The sequence below is a fragment of the Algoriphagus jejuensis genome, from assembly GCF_039523455.1.
In the GTDB taxonomy this organism is placed as follows: Bacteria; Bacteroidota; Bacteroidia; order Cytophagales; family Cyclobacteriaceae; genus Algoriphagus; species Algoriphagus jejuensis.
On record NZ_BAAAFI010000037.1, the window covers coordinates 26,511 to 44,470 of the forward strand.

The window sequence follows — 17,960 nt, forward strand, 5'->3', positions numbered from 1 at the left end:
TCTCTTAGCTTCATCTTTCAAATTTTATTCTATGGGCTTATTGCGAGTTTTCTTTTGTCGCTTATGTTTTGTCTTGCTGATCGGGTTTACGGCCTGTGAGTCTTCCAATTCTGTAAAAAATGAGCGTACTTCCGATCCGGTTTCTGATGCCGAAATGATCGCAACGATGCAAGCCCAAATTGATCTCGGACTGGCACAAAAATCTGCTTGGCGTAAGCACTGGTCAGAAAAAATTGGAAATTTTGATGCTTCGTTTTTTGATTTGGTGTTTACTGATTCGATTGACGCGATGGAAATGCCCGAAAAAAATCCGATTCTGGAAGGCGACCCACTTTTTCCTTACCAGATTCCTCATCCGGAGGGCAATGGCACCATGGACATTTATTCTTATAAAGTGGAGGCACAAGAGAGTTTGGATCATCCATTCTTGAATCCCGACTCCGAGGTGATCTGGTATCGATTAGACGGTATGAGAGAACGACTGCTTTTCATGGGTCCTTCAGGAATGTTTGAAGACGGATTGTGGCTCACCAGTCAGGATTTTTTAGTACTGGGTTACCTGCAAGAAGAGGCTGGTTTCAGACCTATGGTCTGGCTGATTGACTTGGAAACCCATCGATTTAGTCAATTTAGGATGAACCAGGCGCTGGTGGACTATCCTCAGGAATCTTATCTGGATGCGAAGCTCAAATCGGTGGATCTCGCCTCAGATGGATTTTGATCAAGTGATAGGGCTCCTCGAAAGGAGATTAAAGGGCCCCCTTCCAGGTAAAGAAGCCCATCTGAAGATGTCTCCTCAGCCGGTTGACCAAAGGAGGTTTGATACTCTATTGCCATTGAATATCCGGAATAGTGGAGTGCTTATTTTATTCTATCCAGATGGAGAAGACACTTTTTTTCCCCTGATCAAGAGGCCCGAATACCCTGGTTTTCACAGCGGACAGATGGCTTTTCCGGGAGGGAAAATGGAAAAGTCTGACGAAAATATCATCCAAACTGCCCTTCGGGAGGCGGAGGAGGAAGTCGGTGTTGATCGGCATCAAGTAAGAATCATCGGCAAGCTGACAGACCTCTTCATTCCAACGAGCAATTTTTTGGTGAGTCCGGTGGTTGGTTTCTTGGATGAGCGCCCTGAGTTTGTCGCAGAGAAAAATGAGGTTTCACGGATTGTACAGACCGATTTAAAGACATTGTTTAGCCGGGAAACTCGTAAGCAAACTCTTCTGGAAATCGGCACCCATATCAAGTTGGATACCCCATATTTTGAGATAGACGGAGAGGTGGTATGGGGGGCTACGGCAATGATTTTGAATGAACTGATCCAGATTTTGGACATACAAGATTTTTAAAATTGGTCTGTTTGCGCTTTTGTTGGTATTGTTGCAGATCAATCCCGAGACCTTTTTATGGAAGAAAGCACCCCTTTGATCAGCAATGATGCCGTAGTTCTAGGTTTGTTGATGGCGACTTTGGCATTTGTTTTTGTCACTTCTGCCAGCAAGAAGTCTTTTTGGGTCAAATTCTATCGGTATGTCCCCACCGTTTTGCTTTGCTATTTCATTCCCGCTGTTTTCAATTCATTGGGGTTGATTTCCGGTGAGTCTTCGGGCCTTTACAAGGTTTCGTCCCGATATTTATTGCCCGCCTCGCTGGTACTCTTCACGATCAGCATTGATCTGAAAGGGATACTTCGTCTAGGTCCTAAGGCGCTGACGATGTTTTTGGCAGGGACCGTGGGCATCATGTTTGGCGGTCCTTTGGCGATGCTCACGGTAGGTTTTTTCTATCCGGAAATCTATGCCACATCCGGAGCGGACGAGATTTGGCGTGGTCTCTCTACCATTGCGGGAAGTTGGATTGGCGGGGGAGCCAATCAAACTGCGATGTTGGAGGTATTTGGCGCTAGCCCGACCTTGTTTGGGCAGATGATAGCGGTGGACGTGTTGGTTGCAAACCTATGGATGGCAGTCTTGCTTTACTGGGCGGCCAAGCCGGAAAAGATTGACAAGTTGCTCAAAGCCGACGCATCTGCGATCTATGAATTGAGAGACCGGATAGCGAAGTACCGAGAAGGCATCATGAAAATTCCTAGCCTAGGGGATACCATGTTGATCTTGGGTTTTGGATTTGGCGTGACCGGTTTGTCCCATTTATGTGCGGACTTTTTGGCTCCCTGGTTTGAGACCAATTATCCCCAGCTTAATCAGTACTCCTTAAATTCGCATTTCTTCTGGATCGTGGTCATTGCGACGACAGCTGGTCTTTTGCTTTCATTTACCAAAGCCCGGCAGCTGGAAGGCGCTGGAGCTTCCCGAATGGGCAGCGTATTGCTCTATGTATTAGTTGCCACGATCGGTATGCAGATGGATCTGGGAGCGATATTGGACAACCCGATTTTCTTTTTGATCGGGATCATTTGGATGATATTCCATGCGCTTATTATGATTTTAGTGGCCTGGATCATCAAGGCGCCATTTTTTTACGTGGCGGTGGGTTCTCAGGCGAATGTGGGTGGAGCAGCATCCGCGCCGATCGTCGCTTCAGCCTTTGATTCATCTCTAGCTTCCGTGGGCGTTTTGATTGCTGTGCTGGGATATGCTCTTGGAACCTATGGTGCCTATCTCTGTGGATTGATGATGCGGGCTATTTCAGGAATGTGATGAAGTTTAATAGAAGATTGGTATTTATCTGTGGCGGCTCGGATTGTAAAAAAGCCGGTTCTAAGCGAATCCGAAAGGAATTGAAGGAAGCGGCAACTGAAGGCGGACTTAAGGGGCACTGCAAGTTTTTCCAGACCAAATGCATGGATATGTGTAAGTCAGCACCCGTGGTGATTGTCGATGGGTATTTTTGCAAAAAGGCAGACATGAAAAGTGTTGCCGAACAAATCAAAAAGGCCTGATCGATCAGGCCTTTTTGATTTAAAGTTTGGTCACCTTCACCGCGGTGCCACTAACGGTCACCATCAACATTCCATCCCGGATCGTCTCATAGTCTAGGTCGATGCCAACCACCGCATTTGCTCCGAAGTGTTTCGCCTGTACTTCCATCTCTGCCATCGCAGTGGCTTTGGCTTCGCGCAGTACCTGCTCGTAGGCAGAAGATCGTCCTCCGACGATATCTGTGATGCTTGCAAAAAAATCTTTGAAGACGTTGGCGCCGATAATGGTCTCTCCTGACACGATGCCGAGATATTGGTCAATTTGGTAGCCTTCAAGTGAGGGAGTGGTGGAAATGATCATAGTAATGAATTTTGAATTAGGTTATGTGTATTTCAGAGTTGACACGACTTTTATATGGAGAAAGTTTACTTCAGAATATCTATTTCGGGGTTTTCAATTTATCTTAATCCCTGAAAAAGAGCCAGACAAGACTTGAAGATTTTGAACTGCTCAGTTGTGATTAGTGCATTTTATTCATAAATCCCCCTCTTTAATTGGGTTTATCAGACCAGTGCCCCAAATCTTTGAAGCTGATTCATGAGTCAATACCAGCAGTTTGATATTTCCGATTTTCTAAATGAGATAAAAGAGCCCATCCTTTTGATGGACGCTGAAGAGATCGTATTCTTCAACCACTATTTTCGGGAAATTTTCCAATCTCCCGCTGACGATTGGAAGGTTTTTTTTGATGATCCTAAGTTGATTTTAGAGGCTGATGCTTTTTTCCAAACTGGGAATCTACCTTCCAGCAAGTTCTCAAAAACACAATACCTTGCAGATGGCAGCGCGATTGACTTTGAATGGACATTTATTAATCTGCCTTCCACCTACACTTCTCGGTTTTTGGTTGCGAAAGGTACTCAGCTGAGAGAGCGTTCACCACTAAGCATCCCGACAGGCCTTCCACCGAGTCTGGATTCGATGACTGATGAGGCTTTTTTCAAGCAAAGTGTACTTGACAGCAGTGGCGGAAGGCTTGCCACCCTGGACGAAAACGGGAATGTTAAATTTATCAACGAATCGGTTACTAAGAAGCTTGGCTATTCGTCGGAGGATATTCTGGGAAAAAACTACCGAAAAATCTCTGCGCTTGGAAAAATAAAAATCGTCCAAGGAACTATCGAGGAAGTATTTAGGTCAAAAAAGCAAGTTGCCATTGATTTTTGGGTAAAATCAAAAGCCGGCGGGTGGATCTACATGGAATGTTTTGCCAAAAACCTTTTGCAAGATCCACAGATTAACGGGGTAATATTTAGTTCAAGGGATGTGTCAGAATTTGCCCAAGCGGAAAAGTTACTACAACGTCGCTATGAAATAGAAAATCTCATCATCCAGATTTCCTCTAGTTTGATCAATGGAAGTTTCCAAGAACTGGAGAATCTGTACTTCTCGGCGATCTCCAAATTTGGAGAGTTTCTGCATGCAATCCATTCGGAGATATTGGTTTTCAATCGAGAGTCTGAGCAGTTAGAAGTTCTAACGTCCTGGTCCACCGGCAGGAAAGAGCATGCTCGGTTAACGTTGCCAAAGGATGAATTGGATTTGATTTTTGAAAATCTGCGCTTTCTCAAAAAAGGAAAGGTAATGTTAGTTTCGGCTGAGATCCCGAATAGGCAAACGGATGAAGGCCGGGAGAAGTCCAGGATTTTTGTTCCGATGATTTCGGGTAATAAACTGCTGGGTATGGTTCGTTTCCAGTCAGATATTCCGGGATTTCTTTTTGAGAAAAAAGAAATCCAAGTGTTACGGCAGTTCGGGGATGTGTTGGCTGCCGCGTTTTTAGGCAGCCAAATGACACAGAAATTAGAGCGAAATGAAAACTTGCTTGCGCATACCGAGATGCTTTCTAAGTCGGGATCCTGGAGATTCAGCATTCAAAAAAAACGCTTTCAGTTCTCCGGCGGACTGGCGGTTTTGTTTGACTTGGGAGCGGAGCCGATTAGCCGGGATTTTCGTGTTCTGATCTACAAAATCGACAAGCCATTTCGAGCTAAATTCATCAAAGACCTCCGGAAAGCGATCAACGAGCTGGCTCGAACTTCAGGTGAATTCACTTCGACTAACCAAGAGGGTACGGTGCGGTTTTTCAGTTACGAGATTGAAGGTAGGCGGGAATTTCTGACCCAAGTATCGGAGGTCTATGGATTTTGTACCGACATTTCACATAAAAGAGCCTCAGATAGTTACCTCCGGCTGCAGTCCCAGATTTTAGCTCAGGTGAATGATCCCATTTTGGTGACAAATCTGAAATTTGAGGTCATCTATCAAAATGAGGCGAGTGTGCAGCTGTGCTGTGAAAATATCTCCAGAGACTTTGAGGGCAACCTGGGTGACTTGCTAGCTGTGGTCTGGGAAAAAAACGAGGATCTGATTAAGATCACATCCAACCTGAAAGTCGGCGAGGAGTGGAAATCTGAGCGTCACGTCAAAACCCGAATGAAAGACGCCTCTCCCTATGAAATTTCGATCCAGGCAATCCATGCGGAAGGGACAGAGAAGGTTGGCTACTCCTTCATCTTACGCGGCTTGGAAGAAAAGTATAAGTCAGAAGAAATCGCAAAAAGTGCAAAATTGATTGTCGAGAGCAGCCCGGCGGTTCTGTTTAGAGTTGATCCCAATGACAAGTTCAAAATCAACTACATCTCAGAAAACATAAATAGGTTCGGTTACGATGCTGCAGATTTGATGGAACGCCAGGTGTCCTTTTTTGAATTGCTGCATCCAACTGATGCCCAAATGATCCAAAACAATGCGGCCACGTCCAGAATAGCGGCGGGTGTGCCAGCTTTCTCAGGTGAGTATCGCATCAGATCCGCCTCAGGTGAATACTTCTGGGTGGAGGATCGAACCCAAGACGTGCTGGCCGATACCGGAAGGATTTTATTGCATGAGGGCCTTTTTCAAGATATTTCGGATAGAAAAAATCTGGAAAGCATCCAAAGTCAGCGTGATAGACAGTATCGTGTTTTGGCGGCAAACATCCCTGATACCAACATTTTTCTTATCGACACTGCCCGTATCTATACGTTAGCCGAAGGAACAAATTTTGCCAAGTGGGGATTGAGTAGAGAGGATTTTGAAGGTAAATCACTCAAAGACCTTCAGCTAACTCCCTTTGAGCAGATCAATGAAATAATAAGCAGAGTATTCGACAGCCGGGAGATCATAGAGACAGTATTTAAACTGAACGGACGCCATTACCATCAGTCAATCCGGCCGATTGTGATCGAAGACGAAGTTGTCTACGCGCTAAGTATTGTCAAAGATGTACAGGACGAATACCAAGCAAAGTTGGATCTTCAGCAATCGGAGGAGAAGTATCGGAGGTTGGTCGAGGAATCCACCGAAATCATCTTTTCCCTGACGGAGGCATTTATCCTGAACTATGTGTCGCCCAACATTGTCCAATTTCTTGGGTACAACTCGGAGGACGTTATTGGGCGAAGTATTTTTGAGTTCCTTCATCCGGATGACCTGGGTGTCTTTAAGGTGTTGGTGGATGAGACCAGTGATTTTCTTGCCCAACATCAGTTTCTCGAATATCGGCTGAAGCATATGAATGGTATGTACAGGGTTTTTAATTCCAACGGAAAACTCATTGAAGACAAGGAAGGAATACATCGGTACTATACGGGTATTGCCCGTGATATTTCCACGCTCAAGGAGACGCAACGTGAGCTCGTATTGGCCAAAGAGCGGGCTGAGCAAGCCTCCCAGATCAAGTCGCAGTTTCTTTCGGTGATGAGTCATGAAATCCGAACTCCGATGAATGCGGTCATAGGTCTAGCCCACCTGCTCATGGAAGAGGAGCCTCGACCAGATCAGCTCGAAAACCTTAAAACACTCCAGTTCTCTGCTGAAAACCTCATGGCTTTGATAAACGATATTCTGGATTTCAATAAGATTGACTCTGGAAAAGTAGAATTGGAAGAGGCGCCTTTTGATCTGAGGAATGTGATCCACCGAATCGTCCACTCCCACAGCTATCAAGCCCACGAAAAGTCGCTCAAAATTACCTGTGAAATCGATGAAGCCATTCCCGCTACCTTAATCGGTGATTCCCTCCGCATGGGTCAGATCGTCAACAACCTAGTGTCTAATGCGATCAAATTTACCGAGAAGGGGTTTGTCAAGATTACAATTTCGAGAGAGTACACGCAGGGAAATCAGACGGATATCAGATTCGTGTTTGAGGATTCAGGTATTGGAATACCCGAATCGAAAAGGAAGACTGTTTTTGAAGCTTTTACGCAGGCATCCTCATCCACTAGTCGAAAATATGGAGGCACCGGCCTTGGATTGGCGATAGTCAAGCGTTTGGTAGAATTATTTGGTGGGGAGATCGAGGTCGCTGCACGCAAAAACGGAGGGAGTATTTTCGAATTTACTGTTCCTTTTGAATTTGTCGACCTGCAAAAAATTGAAACAGAAAAGGCCATACATATTTCCAATCAAAATTTTTTGAAAAACGCCTCGGTTTTAGTGGCCGAAGACAACGTGGTCAATCAAATTTTAATCCGAAAGTTCCTGACCAAATGGAACGTCGGTAATTTGGTCATCGCCTCGGATGGGAGAGATGCTTTGGAGAAGTTCAAGGCGGGAGATTTTGATTTGATCCTGCTGGATCTCCAGATGCCGGAGCTAGATGGGTTTGCGGTGTCCAGAACTATCCGCGGCCTTGAGGACGTCGAAAAGCAAAAAATCCCTATTCTGGCTCTGACCGCCGCCTCAATTCACGAAGTAAAAGAGGAGATGAGAATCAGCGGAATGGACGATTTTGTACCCAAGCCATTTACCCCAGAAATTCTTTTTGAGAAAATTTTAAAGCATCTCAATCCAAAAGATCAAAATAGAAACGGGGTTTAGCATTAATTTTGCCTAGTGGCAGCTGAATATTTCAGCCTGTGCTCAAATCCGCATTCATGAATCCTTTCCAAAGGCTACTGCTTTTTATTTCCCTCCTAATCCTTCCCAATTTTCTGTCGGCTCAGGGGATTGTCAACAAACGTTCTTCATTTTATGCGTTTACCGGTATATCCGGTGCCAAGCTCCGAGAGTTTAATGAGATGCTCGCAGATAGAGGCCTTTCGCCGCTGCGAAACCGATATCGTTCCTATGGACTGGGATATCAGGCCAGAATCAACGATTTCATCGTTGGATTTGAGCTTTCACAGCATCAAAGTAAGTCCAGTAGTTTTGACGAGTTTGAGATTAGGTACCGAACTTCACGTGCATTGCTCAATGTGGGCTACGCGTTAACCGAGGAGGGTAGATTCCAGCTCATTCATTACATGTCTATCGGTGTGGGCTATCTGAATTTTGAAATGCTTCCTAAAGACCAAACTCAAAACCTTGAGTCGTTCCTCTTAAATCCAGAGGAAGGTTTTGTATTGCGGGAAAATAATATTCAAAAAGGAACCCAGTATTTCGGCGATTTTCTGACCGAAATCGGTTTTCAGCTGACCTACGATTTTGATTTACCGGGGAGAAAAGAAGCTATTCAGGCCTTGGCCAAAGTCGGGTATTCCTTTAGTCCTTTTGAAGGAAGATGGGAAATGAATGGCTATTCCTTCAATAATACCCAAGCGGGCGCATTCGTGAGGGTCGGTGCCGGAATTTCGCTACCGGACCGCAATTTCTTCTACAAAGATGCCTCCATAGGGGTCTCACTCATTCGCGGGGTCCATTTCAGCAAGCCAGACGCCCTCAACACCGAATTGGTTAAGAACGGTTTCCAGCCTTTAGAGGGCACTCCTTCTAATTGGGGACTGAGAATCCTGGGCGAAACAGAGGGGCTTTTGTACGGGGTTGACGTATTCAACTCGGCAATGAAAGGGCCAGCATCCGATAGTCAGCATCAATCCCTAAACAGCCTGAGAGTCTATGCAAATGCGGGGATGAAGTTTTTTCAGTTCAAAAACCTCGCTGTGGGTGCGATGGGAGGTTTTGGTTATGGGAATATCCGGTACACTCTCAGTCAAAATGAGAAGCCAGATTTTCCAGAGTTGTTTGAGCAGCGGTATTTTGATGGCTATTTGAAGAGTTCGGGGCTGATGGCTAAACCCGAGGTATTGGTAGAATACGGGATACCGATGACCAGCCGAAAGTTTTTTGATTTGGTGCTGAGCGCTTCCGCCGGATATGAGCTTGCAATCGGAAATTACCGCCTTGGAGAGCTGGGGATGGTAAAGTATCTGAGTGGGCCGATGCTCGGCTTTAGCGTGGGAATCCGCCCCTGAGTTTCTGAATTTGGATGATGAGAGGCACAAAACTCAAGGAATTGAATTAATTCTACTGCTTTTTTAGCGAAATGCTATTACCTTTGTGAAGCTTATCGAGAAAGACCGAGGGAAGGGCCCTACGACGTCTTAGCAACCTGCAACCAAGGTGCTAACTCCCATTCCGGGAATGCCGGAAATAGATGAGCGGACAAGTACAAGTACTTTTCTCCGTGTTTTGCTCGATTGGCTTTTTGAACTTATTAGAATACGATGCAAAACAGAACGGAAACCCTCCTTCAAGCCATTCAAAACCGAGTGTTGATCCTCGATGGAGCGATGGGAACCATGATTCAACGATACACGCTGATCGAGGAGGATTTTCGCACACCGGAGTTGAAAAATCATCCTAAATCTCTCAAAGGTAACAATGACCTCCTTTCCCTGAGTCGGCCGGATATTATCCGACAGATCCACAGGGAATACCTTGCAGCCGGGGCGGATATCATCGAAACCAACACCTTCTCCGGAACCACGATCGCGCAGGCTGATTACGAGCTTTCTCACTTGGCTTATCTGATCAATTTTGAGTCGGCGAAGCTCGCGCGGGAGGTGGCGGATGAATTTTCTGCAAATGAACCCCATAAACCGCGTTTCGTAGCCGGTGCTGTAGGACCAACCAACAGAACGGCTTCACTTTCTCCGGATGTCAACGACCCCGGCTATCGTGCAATAACCTTTGATCAATTGGCGGAAGCCTATGCTGAACAGGTAAGAGGATTGCTCGATGGTGGTTCGGACATCATCCTGATCGAGACAATTTTCGATACACTTAACGCAAAAGCGGCCTTGTACGCTGTGCAGGAAGTCTATGAAGAGCGGAACATTCCGCTAGATCCAAAAGACGGAGGGATTCCGATCATGATTTCTGGTACGATTACGGATGCTTCAGGCCGCACGCTGTCTGGTCAGACGACCGAGGCATTTCTGATCTCAGTCTCCCACGTTCCTTTGCTTTCCGTAGGATTGAATTGTGCTTTGGGTGCCAAAGAATTACGTCCCTATCTCAAGGTGCTGGCGCAAAAAGCACCGTTTTACGTGTCAGCCTACCCAAATGCGGGCTTGCCAAATGAGTTTGGACTGTACGATCAGGGTGCCAATGAGATGGCGGATCAGGTCAGAGACTTTTTGAAAGAAGGAATGCTGAATATTTTGGGCGGATGCTGTGGCACCACGCCGGATCACATTTCGGCTTTGGCCAAGATGGCCGCTGAATATAAGCCAAGAATCATCGAAGACGTAACGGAAGAGGAGGAAAGCAATGTCTAAGAACTACATGAAACTGGCGGGCTTGGAGCCCCTGGTTTTTACCCCGAATATCAATTTTGTCAACATCGGCGAGCGGACTAATATTACAGGTTCGAGGAAATTTGCCCGGCTGATCCTGAATGGCCAATACGACGACGCACTCGAAATCGCCCTCGATCAGGTGCGTGGCGGTGCGCAGGTTTTGGATGTCTGCATGGACGAAGGGATGTTAGACGGGGAATTTGCCATGGTCAAATTCTTGAACCTAATCGCTTCCGAACCGGAGATCAGCCGCATTCCGATTATGATCGACAGCTCAAAATGGAGTATCATCTTGGCTGGTTTGAAGTGCGTGCAGGGAAAAGGGATCGTTAATTCAATTTCACTAAAGAATGGTGAGGCGGAATTTATACACCAGGCCAAGACCGTCAAGAAGTTCGGCGCGGCGATCGTGGTCATGGCTTTTGACGAAAAAGGGCAGGCAGACACCTATGATCGGCGAGTCGAGATCTGCGAAAGAAGCTATCGAATTCTCGTCGATCAGGTCAAATTCAATCCTCAAGACATCATCTTCGATCCAAATATCTTTCCGGTTGCCACAGGAATGGAGGAGCACCGCAAGAATGCGCTTGACTTTTTCAACGGTACCAAGTGGATCAAAGAAAATCTTCCCGGGGCAAAAGTCAGTGGTGGAGTCAGCAATATGTCCTTTTCATTTCGTGGAAATGATCGGATGAGAGAAGCCATGCATGCCGCATTCCTTTATCATGCCATACATCACGGCATGGACATGGGCATCGTCAATCCGACGATGTTGGAAGTGTACGACGATATCCCAAAAGACCTCTTGGAGCGAGTCGAAGATGTGCTTTTTGATCGGAGAGAGGACGCCACTGAGCGGCTGTTGGACTTTGCCGAGACAGTAAAAGCCGCAGGAAAAAAGGAAGTGGTCAACGAAGCGTGGAGAACTGATCCCGTTGCAAAACGCATCGAGCATGCCTTGGTCAAAGGGATCTTGGACTTCATCGTCGAAGACACTGAAGCTGCGCGTCTCGAACTCAGCAATCCGCTAAAAGTCATTGAAGGCCCGCTGATGGACGGGATGAACGTGGTGGGGGATCTTTTTGGAGAAGGGAAAATGTTTCTTCCTCAGGTCGTGAAATCCGCCCGAGTGATGAAAAAAGCGGTGGCCTATCTGGAGCCGTTTATGCCATTGCCCGAAGAGGGGCAGGTGACTACTTTAAAGAAAATACTTCTCGCGACTGTCAAAGGAGATGTACACGATATTGGAAAAAACATTGTCGGAGTCGTCTTGGCTTGCAACAGCTACCTGATCATCGATCTGGGAGTGATGGTGGATGCTCAAAAGATCATCGACGAGGCCATCAAAAATAAGGTAGATATCATCGGACTGAGCGGCTTGATCACGCCTTCTCTGGACGAAATGGTCAACGTCGCTTCCGAAATGGAGCGTCAAGGCGTCAAGATTCCTTTGCTGATCGGTGGTGCAACTACTTCAAGAATCCACACGGCGGTGAAGATCGATCCCGTCTATTCTGGTACAGTCGTCCATGTGACGGACGCGAGTAAGTCGGTGCCGATAGCCGGAGAGGCGATTTCTGAAGAGACGAGAGAAAGCTACCGGATTCAACTCAAGGAGGCTTACCGGCAATTGCGGGTGGAGCACGAGGCGAAGCAGTCGTTGAAGCAAATGGTCAGCTATCAAGAAGCCCAGGCAAATCCGGTAGAAATTGACTGGAGTTCATTTGTACCAGTGAAGCCCAAAGTGCTCGGTAGGACGACTTTGGAAGATCTCGACCTTGCTGTACTGAGAAAGTACATCGACTGGACTCCCTTCTTCAGCACCTGGATGCTAAGTGGGAGATACCCGAAAATCTTGGAAGATCCGATTGTGGGACAGGAAGCAAAGAAGCTTTTTTCCGACGCTCAGGAAATGCTAGATCAAATGATTTCGGAGAAATGGTTGTCTGCAAATGCCGTTTTTGGACTTTATCCAGTACAGCGAAAGGATGACGATGTGGCGGTTTTTGAGCCCAATGGAGAGCAAGTAGCGTCCTTCCACTTTTTGCGCCAGCAAGGCAAAAAAGGAAAAGGCGTACCGAATCGCTCGCTTGCGGACTACCTGCATCCTGAGAAAACCGATTACCTAGGTTGCTTTGCCGTGACCGCCGGGCTGGGAATGGAAGCGAAATTAGCCGAGTTTCAAGCTGCGGGTGACGATTACAATGATATTATGTTCAAGGCTTTGGCTGATCGATTGGCTGAAGCCGCGGCGGAATATGTTCATGAGGAAGTCCGGAAGAACTATTGGGGCTACTCGACTGAGGAAGGCCTCGATAACGATTCCCTGATCCGAGAGGAATACCCTGGAATCCGTCCTGCGCCAGGCTACCCGGCTTGTCCGGAGCACTCCGAAAAGATGACGATCGACCGCTTACTTGATTTGGAAAAATCTGCGGGTATCACCCTGACTTCCAGTTTTGCGATGTATCCGACCAGCTCGGTTTCTGGGTTCTACTTTGGCAATCCGGAAAGCAAGTATTTCGGCTTGGGGAAAATTGGGGAGGATCAAGTTGCAAGCTATGCCGAGCGAAAAGGAATCACGCTCCAACAAGCTGAGCGCTTACTTTCTCCAAATTTGGCCTATTCTCCAGCACCTATTATTAGCTATTGACAACACATGAAAATAACAGATCACCTTAAAAACGCGAAATCAACGCTTTTTTCATTTGAAATTCTGCCTCCGCTGAAAGGACAAAGTCTGAAAGAACTCTTGGAAGGGATTGCTCCCCTGATGGAGTTCAAGCCGCCCTTTGTGGACGTAACCTACCATCGGGAAGAGTTTATTTACAAAAAACATCCTAACGGACTGCTGGAAAAGGTCAGCACTAAAAAGCGCCCCGGAACGGTCGGTATCTGCGCGGCAATTATGAACCGTTTTCACGTGGATGCGGTGCCGCATTTGCTATGCGGAGGATTTACTAAGGAAGAAACAGAAAATGCATTGATCGATCTCAATTTTATCGGAGTTGAAAACGTACTTGCTCTTCGTGGCGATGCGCCAAAGACGGAGGGTAAGTTTATTCCAGAAACTGAGGGCCATAGCTTTGCGAGTGAGTTGGTCGAGCAAATCGTCCGGATGAACAATGGCCGCTACCTGCATGAGGAAACCGAGAACAGCTTCCATACCGAATTTTGTATCGGAGTGGCCGGCTATCCGGAGAAGCATTTTGAAGCGCCAAGCTTGAAATTTGATCTTAAATACCTGAAGGAAAAAATTGACAAAGGTGCCGAATACATTGTTACCCAAATGTTTTTTGACAACAAGAAGTATTTTGAGTTTGTCGATAAAGTGCGGCAGGCAGGCATCACCGTTCCGATCATTCCGGGGATTAAGCCGATCGCGACGCTAGGACAGATTACCAACCTACCGAGAACATTCTTCTTGGATTTGCCTGATGATTTGACTGACGAACTCGAAAAATGCAAAACCAACGCCGATGTCAAAGAAGTGGGGATCGCTTGGTCGGTAGAGCAGTGTAAGGAGCTGATCGCGGCCAATGTGCCTTCGCTGCACTTCTACACCATGAGCAAGGCGGATACGACCTATAAGATTGCGAAGGCAGTCTTTTAACCCACTCCAAATTGTAAAAAAGCAGCTGCTGGATTTTCAAGATTCAGCAGTTTTTACTTTTTTAGGGGAAATAATTTTTATATGAGGCGACTTGTTTTTTTTCTCGCAATCTTATTGCTGTCTTTCAGTGGCTATAGCCAAACCCTACAATATCTGAATTTTGCGAAAAAACCGGTATTAGACACTGCAAAGTACGGGTATGAATATAGGGAGCTCATCACCGTGGCGGATGGAGTGATTCATCAACAACTGTTCACCCGTGACACTGTGAAGATTCGACACACAACAACGCTACTGGACGATCAAGGGAATAAGAGGAGTAAGAGGGAGCTCGGTTATTTTACCAATGGAGTAATGGAGTTTAGCACGCGAACGGACTTCGAAAAAGGAGAGACACGTCAAAAGTACTTTTATTCAAGTGGAGCATTAAAAAGCGAGCTAGCTATGTGGGGTGATGAAGTGACCTCGGAGGTTTATTATTCTGAAATTGGCGCTGAGATAGCGAAACCTGTTATCGAAGAACCCTCTGCGAAAGGTGGGGAAAATGGTTGGTATTCCTATTTGGCGGGAACAATGCGATATCCGGCTGAGGCAAGAGCAGCAAAGGCAGAGGGGACAGTACTCCTTGCCTTCGAGGTTGACGAAAATGGGACTGTTGGAAATATCCGCGTCGGAAATGCGGAATTCATACATGAAGCTCTTTGGAAAGAAGCGGTAAGAGTCATCGAGAGCTATCCTCACCGATGGACTCCGAAGACAGAAAATGGTGTTGCCGTGAGCTCTGAGGTGACTCTTCCTTTGCGGTTTGTGTTGAGTTAATCAAGTTGATGAATTTGATTACACTACTGCTTTCTCCTTATATTCGGCCATGATCAAGCTTATCGAATGTCCCCGAGACGCCATGCAGGGAATTTCGGGTTTTATCGACACGGCGATCAAAGCTGCCTATATCAACCAGCTTTTGGAGGTGGGATTTGATACAATTGATTTTGGGAGTTTTGTCAGCCCCAAGGCTGTTCCGCAGATGCGGGACACGGCCGAAGTATTGGAGCTTTTGGATCTCCATAACTCCAAATCCAAGCTGTTGGCTATCGTAGCCAACGTCCGAGGTGCGCAAGACGCACTTCACTTTCCCGAGATCGATTACTTGGGATTTCCGCTTTCTGTCTCGGAGACTTTTCAGCGGAGAAATACGAATGCCTCCATCGCAGAAGCAATGGTTCTGGTAGAGGAGATTCAGAATCTTTGTGAGATCAAGGGAAAAAAGCAGGTTGTGTATCTCAGCATGGGATTTGGCAATCCGTATGGTGACTCTTATTCTCCTGATCTTATTGCAGAATTTGTGGAAAAACTAGTTTTATTGGGAATTGAAACAATTTCTCTTTCAGATACCATTGGTATCGCCACTCCGGGATTGATCACAGAATTATTCAAAATTCAAATTGAAACGTTTCCTCAGATCGAGTTTGGAGCACATCTGCACAGCCGACCTGAGTCTATTTCGGAGAAAGTATGTGCCGGGTTGAAAGGTGGATGCAAACGCTTTGACGGCGCTTTGAAAGGATTTGGAGGTTGCCCAATGGCAAAGGATGAGTTGGTCGGAAACATGGCGACGGAAGTGATGATCGAAAAAATGGAAAGCGTAGGGTATTCGCTTGGACTCAACAAACCAGAACTTGCGGAGGCGATGAAGCTGACTCAGTTTGTGTTTAATCCCTGATTGATCAGTTCCTAAAATCGATTGCCTGAACCTGATATTTAGTACCTTCTACCCACGGAGTCCAAAAAACCAGATGTAGTCAATGAACCGGATATTGAATACGGACTCTATTCCTATGCCGACTATATCACTTGGCAGATGGAGGAGATGGCGAATTGATTAAGGGTAAGGTCTAAAAAAAGACATCGCAGCACCTGCGTTGAGCCATCAACGAGTGTCGGTCAATCTTACTTTCGAGTTAGAGCGGTATCTGAAGGGTAAACCCTGTCAGGTTTTTCACGCTCCTTTCGATGTACGACTTCCTGTAAAGTCCAGGAAAAATTCTGAAATCTTTACCGTGGTTCAGCCAGATCCCTCCGTGATTTGCGATCCGACCAAGTTGGAAGAAGCAGGTTGTCTCGAAACAACTGGAAAAAACTGAAACTGATATACGAGGTGTACGAAGAGTGTGACGTCAAAGAATATTGGGTCATCCATCCCATTGAGCAGACTTTGTTGATCTACACGCTTGTCGACGGGAGATTTCAGCCGTCAAAGCTGTTCATCTCAGAGGATATTATCACATCGTCCTGTTTGCCGGGCTTTATGCTCAATCTAGAAGATGTTTTTGAGCAATAGGCACAGCCATTTCTATATCAACAGCTTATACTTTTTCCCCGGCAGCGACTTGACAATGCCCTCAAACTCCAGAGAAAGCAGTTTGGAGGATAGCATCCCCAAGGGAATTTCCGTTTGGTAGCTGATCTGGTCGATCTCTGATTCCCCTTTCTCCTGTAGTAATTTCAAGATCGAGACTTCGTCGTCATCTCTGCCGGATAGATCCAAATTCGGTCTTTTGACGGCTTCTTCTCCCGGCTTTGTCCAAAATAATGCCTCAGCGATATCGCCTGGTCCAGTGTAGATCCCCGCTTTCATCTTTTTGATCAGCTGATTACATCCTTCGGAAAATGCGGATTGCAGGTTTCCCGGTACCGCAAAGACGTCTTTATTGTAGCTGTAGGCAATCTCTGCGGTAATCAAAGCACCGCCTTTCACTGCGGCTTCTACTACGATCAACGCATCGGAGAGGCCGGCGATGATCCGGTTTCGTGCCGGAAAATTCCCTGGAACCATCGTGCTTCCAGGAGCATATTCGCTCATCAGAATCCCCATCTCTTGCAGCTGCTCTGCAGTCTTCTTATGTGCTGCAGGATAGATCTGTGAGAGGGGAGAGCCCATTACCGCGACCGTGGGTAAGCCAACCTGCATGGCCGCGCGATGTGCTTCGATATCGATTCCGTAAGCCAGACCGGAAATGATAACCGGCTGGTAGGGAAGGAGATCCTCTACGATCTTTCGAGTGATTGATTTGCCATAGGTAGTTGCACTGCGAGTCCCGACTATTCCTATGCTTCGCTCAAAATTCAGGTTGCCATTCCCCTGCGTAAAGAGGATGATGGGGCCATCTTCCAGAACTTTCAGTCGGCTGGGGAAGTCTGCATCGGTAAAAACTGAGATTCGAAAGCCTTTTTTCTCGCAGTGTTCGATCAATTCGTCTGCTTTGCGAAGGAGTGACTCGGATTGGCTTTGTATTGCAAGGAGTTTCTCTCCGACGCGTGGGATCTTGGCCGCTTTGCCTTTGTTGAGCTGAAAAAAAGCCTTCGCCGACCCGCTGTAGGCTAGTATAGCTTTAAATACGCTTGGGCCTACTTTTTGAGCTTGAGAGAGGGCTAAATAGTAACGAATTTTTTCAGGATCCTTTTCGGTTTTGGAGCTCATTCTTCAGATTGATTAAAAAGTCTTTGATTTCCTGAAGCTTTTGAACTGCCGCTACCTTGTCGAATCCCTGATTTTTACCGGAGGAGATCACTTCCTGAGCTCCCTGCAGCGTATATCCTTTTTCCTTGACCAGGTGGTACACGTAGCGAATCTTTTGGATGTCGTCTTTGGTGTATCGACGATTACCTTTCCGGTCTTTTTTAGGACGAATGATGTCAAATTCACCCTCCCAGTAACGTATAAGCGATGGTGCTACCTTGAACATTTCAGCAACCTCCCCGATGGAATGGTATTTTTTTTCGATCTCTCGCTCTTTGTACGGCACAGCAGTATTTGTTAATAGTAACTCTTCAAAGGTT

The 17,960-nt window shown here is 46.5% G+C and carries 14 protein-coding genes, 1 pseudogene and 1 riboswitch; of the genes and pseudogenes, 12 read left to right on the forward strand and 3 right to left on the reverse strand.

What is annotated here, in order from left to right; all coding sequences use genetic code 11:
* The first annotated feature begins 31 nt into the window (after window positions 1-31).
* The 4 genes from ABD031_RS14925 (at window position 32) to ABD031_RS14940 (ending at window position 2,902) form a co-directional block, all read left to right on the forward strand.
* Window positions 32-721: a hypothetical protein gene (locus ABD031_RS14925; protein ID WP_343852873.1), complete on the forward strand. Its 690-nt coding sequence runs from the start codon at window positions 32-34 to the stop codon at window positions 719-721.
* A 67-nt stretch (window positions 722-788) separates the two neighbouring features.
* Window positions 789-1,349 (forward strand): NUDIX hydrolase, encoded by a 561-nt coding sequence (locus ABD031_RS14930; RefSeq protein WP_343852875.1) that lies wholly within the window; start codon window positions 789-791, stop codon window positions 1,347-1,349.
* Window positions 1,350-1,406: 57 nt separating this feature from the next.
* On the forward strand, window positions 1,407-2,660 hold the full coding sequence (locus ABD031_RS14935) for a DUF819 family protein (protein ID WP_343852877.1): 1,254 nt from the start codon (window positions 1,407-1,409) through the stop codon (window positions 2,658-2,660).
* A complete protein-coding gene (locus ABD031_RS14940) occupies window positions 2,660-2,902 on the forward strand; it encodes an NAD(P)H-dependent oxidoreductase subunit E (protein ID WP_343852879.1) in 243 nt (80 codons plus the stop codon). Before ABD031_RS14935 ends, ABD031_RS14940 begins: the two co-directional genes overlap by 1 nt.
* Before the next feature lie 19 nt (window positions 2,903-2,921).
* On the opposite strand, the gene ABD031_RS14945 is transcribed toward ABD031_RS14940, so the two are convergent.
* Window positions 2,922-3,242 (reverse strand): YbjQ family protein, encoded by a 321-nt coding sequence (locus tag ABD031_RS14945; RefSeq protein ID WP_343852881.1) that lies wholly within the window; start codon window positions 3,240-3,242, stop codon window positions 2,922-2,924.
* Window positions 3,243-3,479: 237 nt separating this feature from the next.
* Between ABD031_RS14945 and ABD031_RS14950 the strand changes: the two genes are divergently transcribed.
* The 8 genes and pseudogenes from ABD031_RS14950 to ABD031_RS22400 all read left to right on the forward strand — a co-directional run bounded on the left by ABD031_RS14950 (window position 3,480) and on the right by ABD031_RS22400 (window position 16,461).
* Window positions 3,480-7,808 (forward strand): PAS domain S-box protein, encoded by a 4,329-nt coding sequence (locus ABD031_RS14950; protein ID WP_343852883.1) that lies wholly within the window; start codon window positions 3,480-3,482, stop codon window positions 7,806-7,808.
* A gap of 56 nt (window positions 7,809-7,864) precedes the next feature.
* Entirely contained in the window at window positions 7,865-9,181 is a 1,317-nt protein-coding gene (locus ABD031_RS14955; RefSeq protein WP_343852885.1) for a hypothetical protein, read from the forward strand.
* An 89-nt stretch (window positions 9,182-9,270) separates the two neighbouring features.
* Window positions 9,271-9,370: riboswitch (SAM riboswitch) on the forward strand.
* 63 nt (window positions 9,371-9,433) lie between these two features.
* Window positions 9,434-10,489 carry a homocysteine S-methyltransferase family protein gene (locus ABD031_RS14960; protein ID WP_343852887.1) on the forward strand — a complete coding sequence of 352 codons (1,056 nt, stop codon included), beginning with the start codon at window positions 9,434-9,436 and terminating at the stop codon, window positions 10,487-10,489.
* The gene (metH, locus tag ABD031_RS14965; RefSeq protein WP_343852889.1) at window positions 10,482-13,163 is read left to right on the forward strand and encodes a methionine synthase; all 2,682 of its coding nucleotides are present in this window, start codon (window positions 10,482-10,484) and stop codon (window positions 13,161-13,163) included. The genes ABD031_RS14960 and metH overlap by 8 nt, the downstream gene beginning before the upstream one ends.
* A gap of 6 nt (window positions 13,164-13,169) precedes the next feature.
* On the forward strand, window positions 13,170-14,123 hold the full coding sequence (gene metF, locus ABD031_RS14970) for a methylenetetrahydrofolate reductase [NAD(P)H] (RefSeq protein WP_343852892.1): 954 nt from the start codon (window positions 13,170-13,172) through the stop codon (window positions 14,121-14,123).
* 81 nt (window positions 14,124-14,204) lie between these two features.
* Window positions 14,205-14,942 carry an energy transducer TonB gene (locus tag ABD031_RS14975; protein ID WP_343852894.1) on the forward strand — a complete coding sequence of 246 codons (738 nt, stop codon included), beginning with the start codon at window positions 14,205-14,207 and terminating at the stop codon, window positions 14,940-14,942.
* A gap of 49 nt (window positions 14,943-14,991) precedes the next feature.
* Entirely contained in the window at window positions 14,992-15,843 is an 852-nt protein-coding gene (locus tag ABD031_RS14980) for a hydroxymethylglutaryl-CoA lyase (protein WP_343852896.1), read from the forward strand.
* Window positions 15,844-15,936: 93 nt separating this feature from the next.
* A pseudogene (locus tag ABD031_RS22400) lies at window positions 15,937-16,461 on the forward strand (Uma2 family endonuclease).
* 12 nt (window positions 16,462-16,473) lie between these two features.
* Here the strand turns inward: ABD031_RS22400 and dprA are convergent.
* Together dprA and ABD031_RS14995 are read right to left on the reverse strand one after the other, a co-directional pair.
* Window positions 16,474-17,601, reverse strand: coding sequence for a DNA-processing protein DprA (gene dprA, locus ABD031_RS14990; RefSeq protein WP_343852900.1), 1,128 nt, complete (start codon window positions 17,599-17,601; stop codon window positions 16,474-16,476).
* Window positions 17,573-17,926, reverse strand: a complete 354-nt coding sequence (locus ABD031_RS14995; RefSeq protein WP_343852902.1) for a MerR family transcriptional regulator — start codon at window positions 17,924-17,926, stop codon at window positions 17,573-17,575. Before ABD031_RS14995 ends, dprA begins: the two co-directional genes overlap by 29 nt.
* Between the last annotated feature and the right edge of the window lie 34 nt (window positions 17,927-17,960).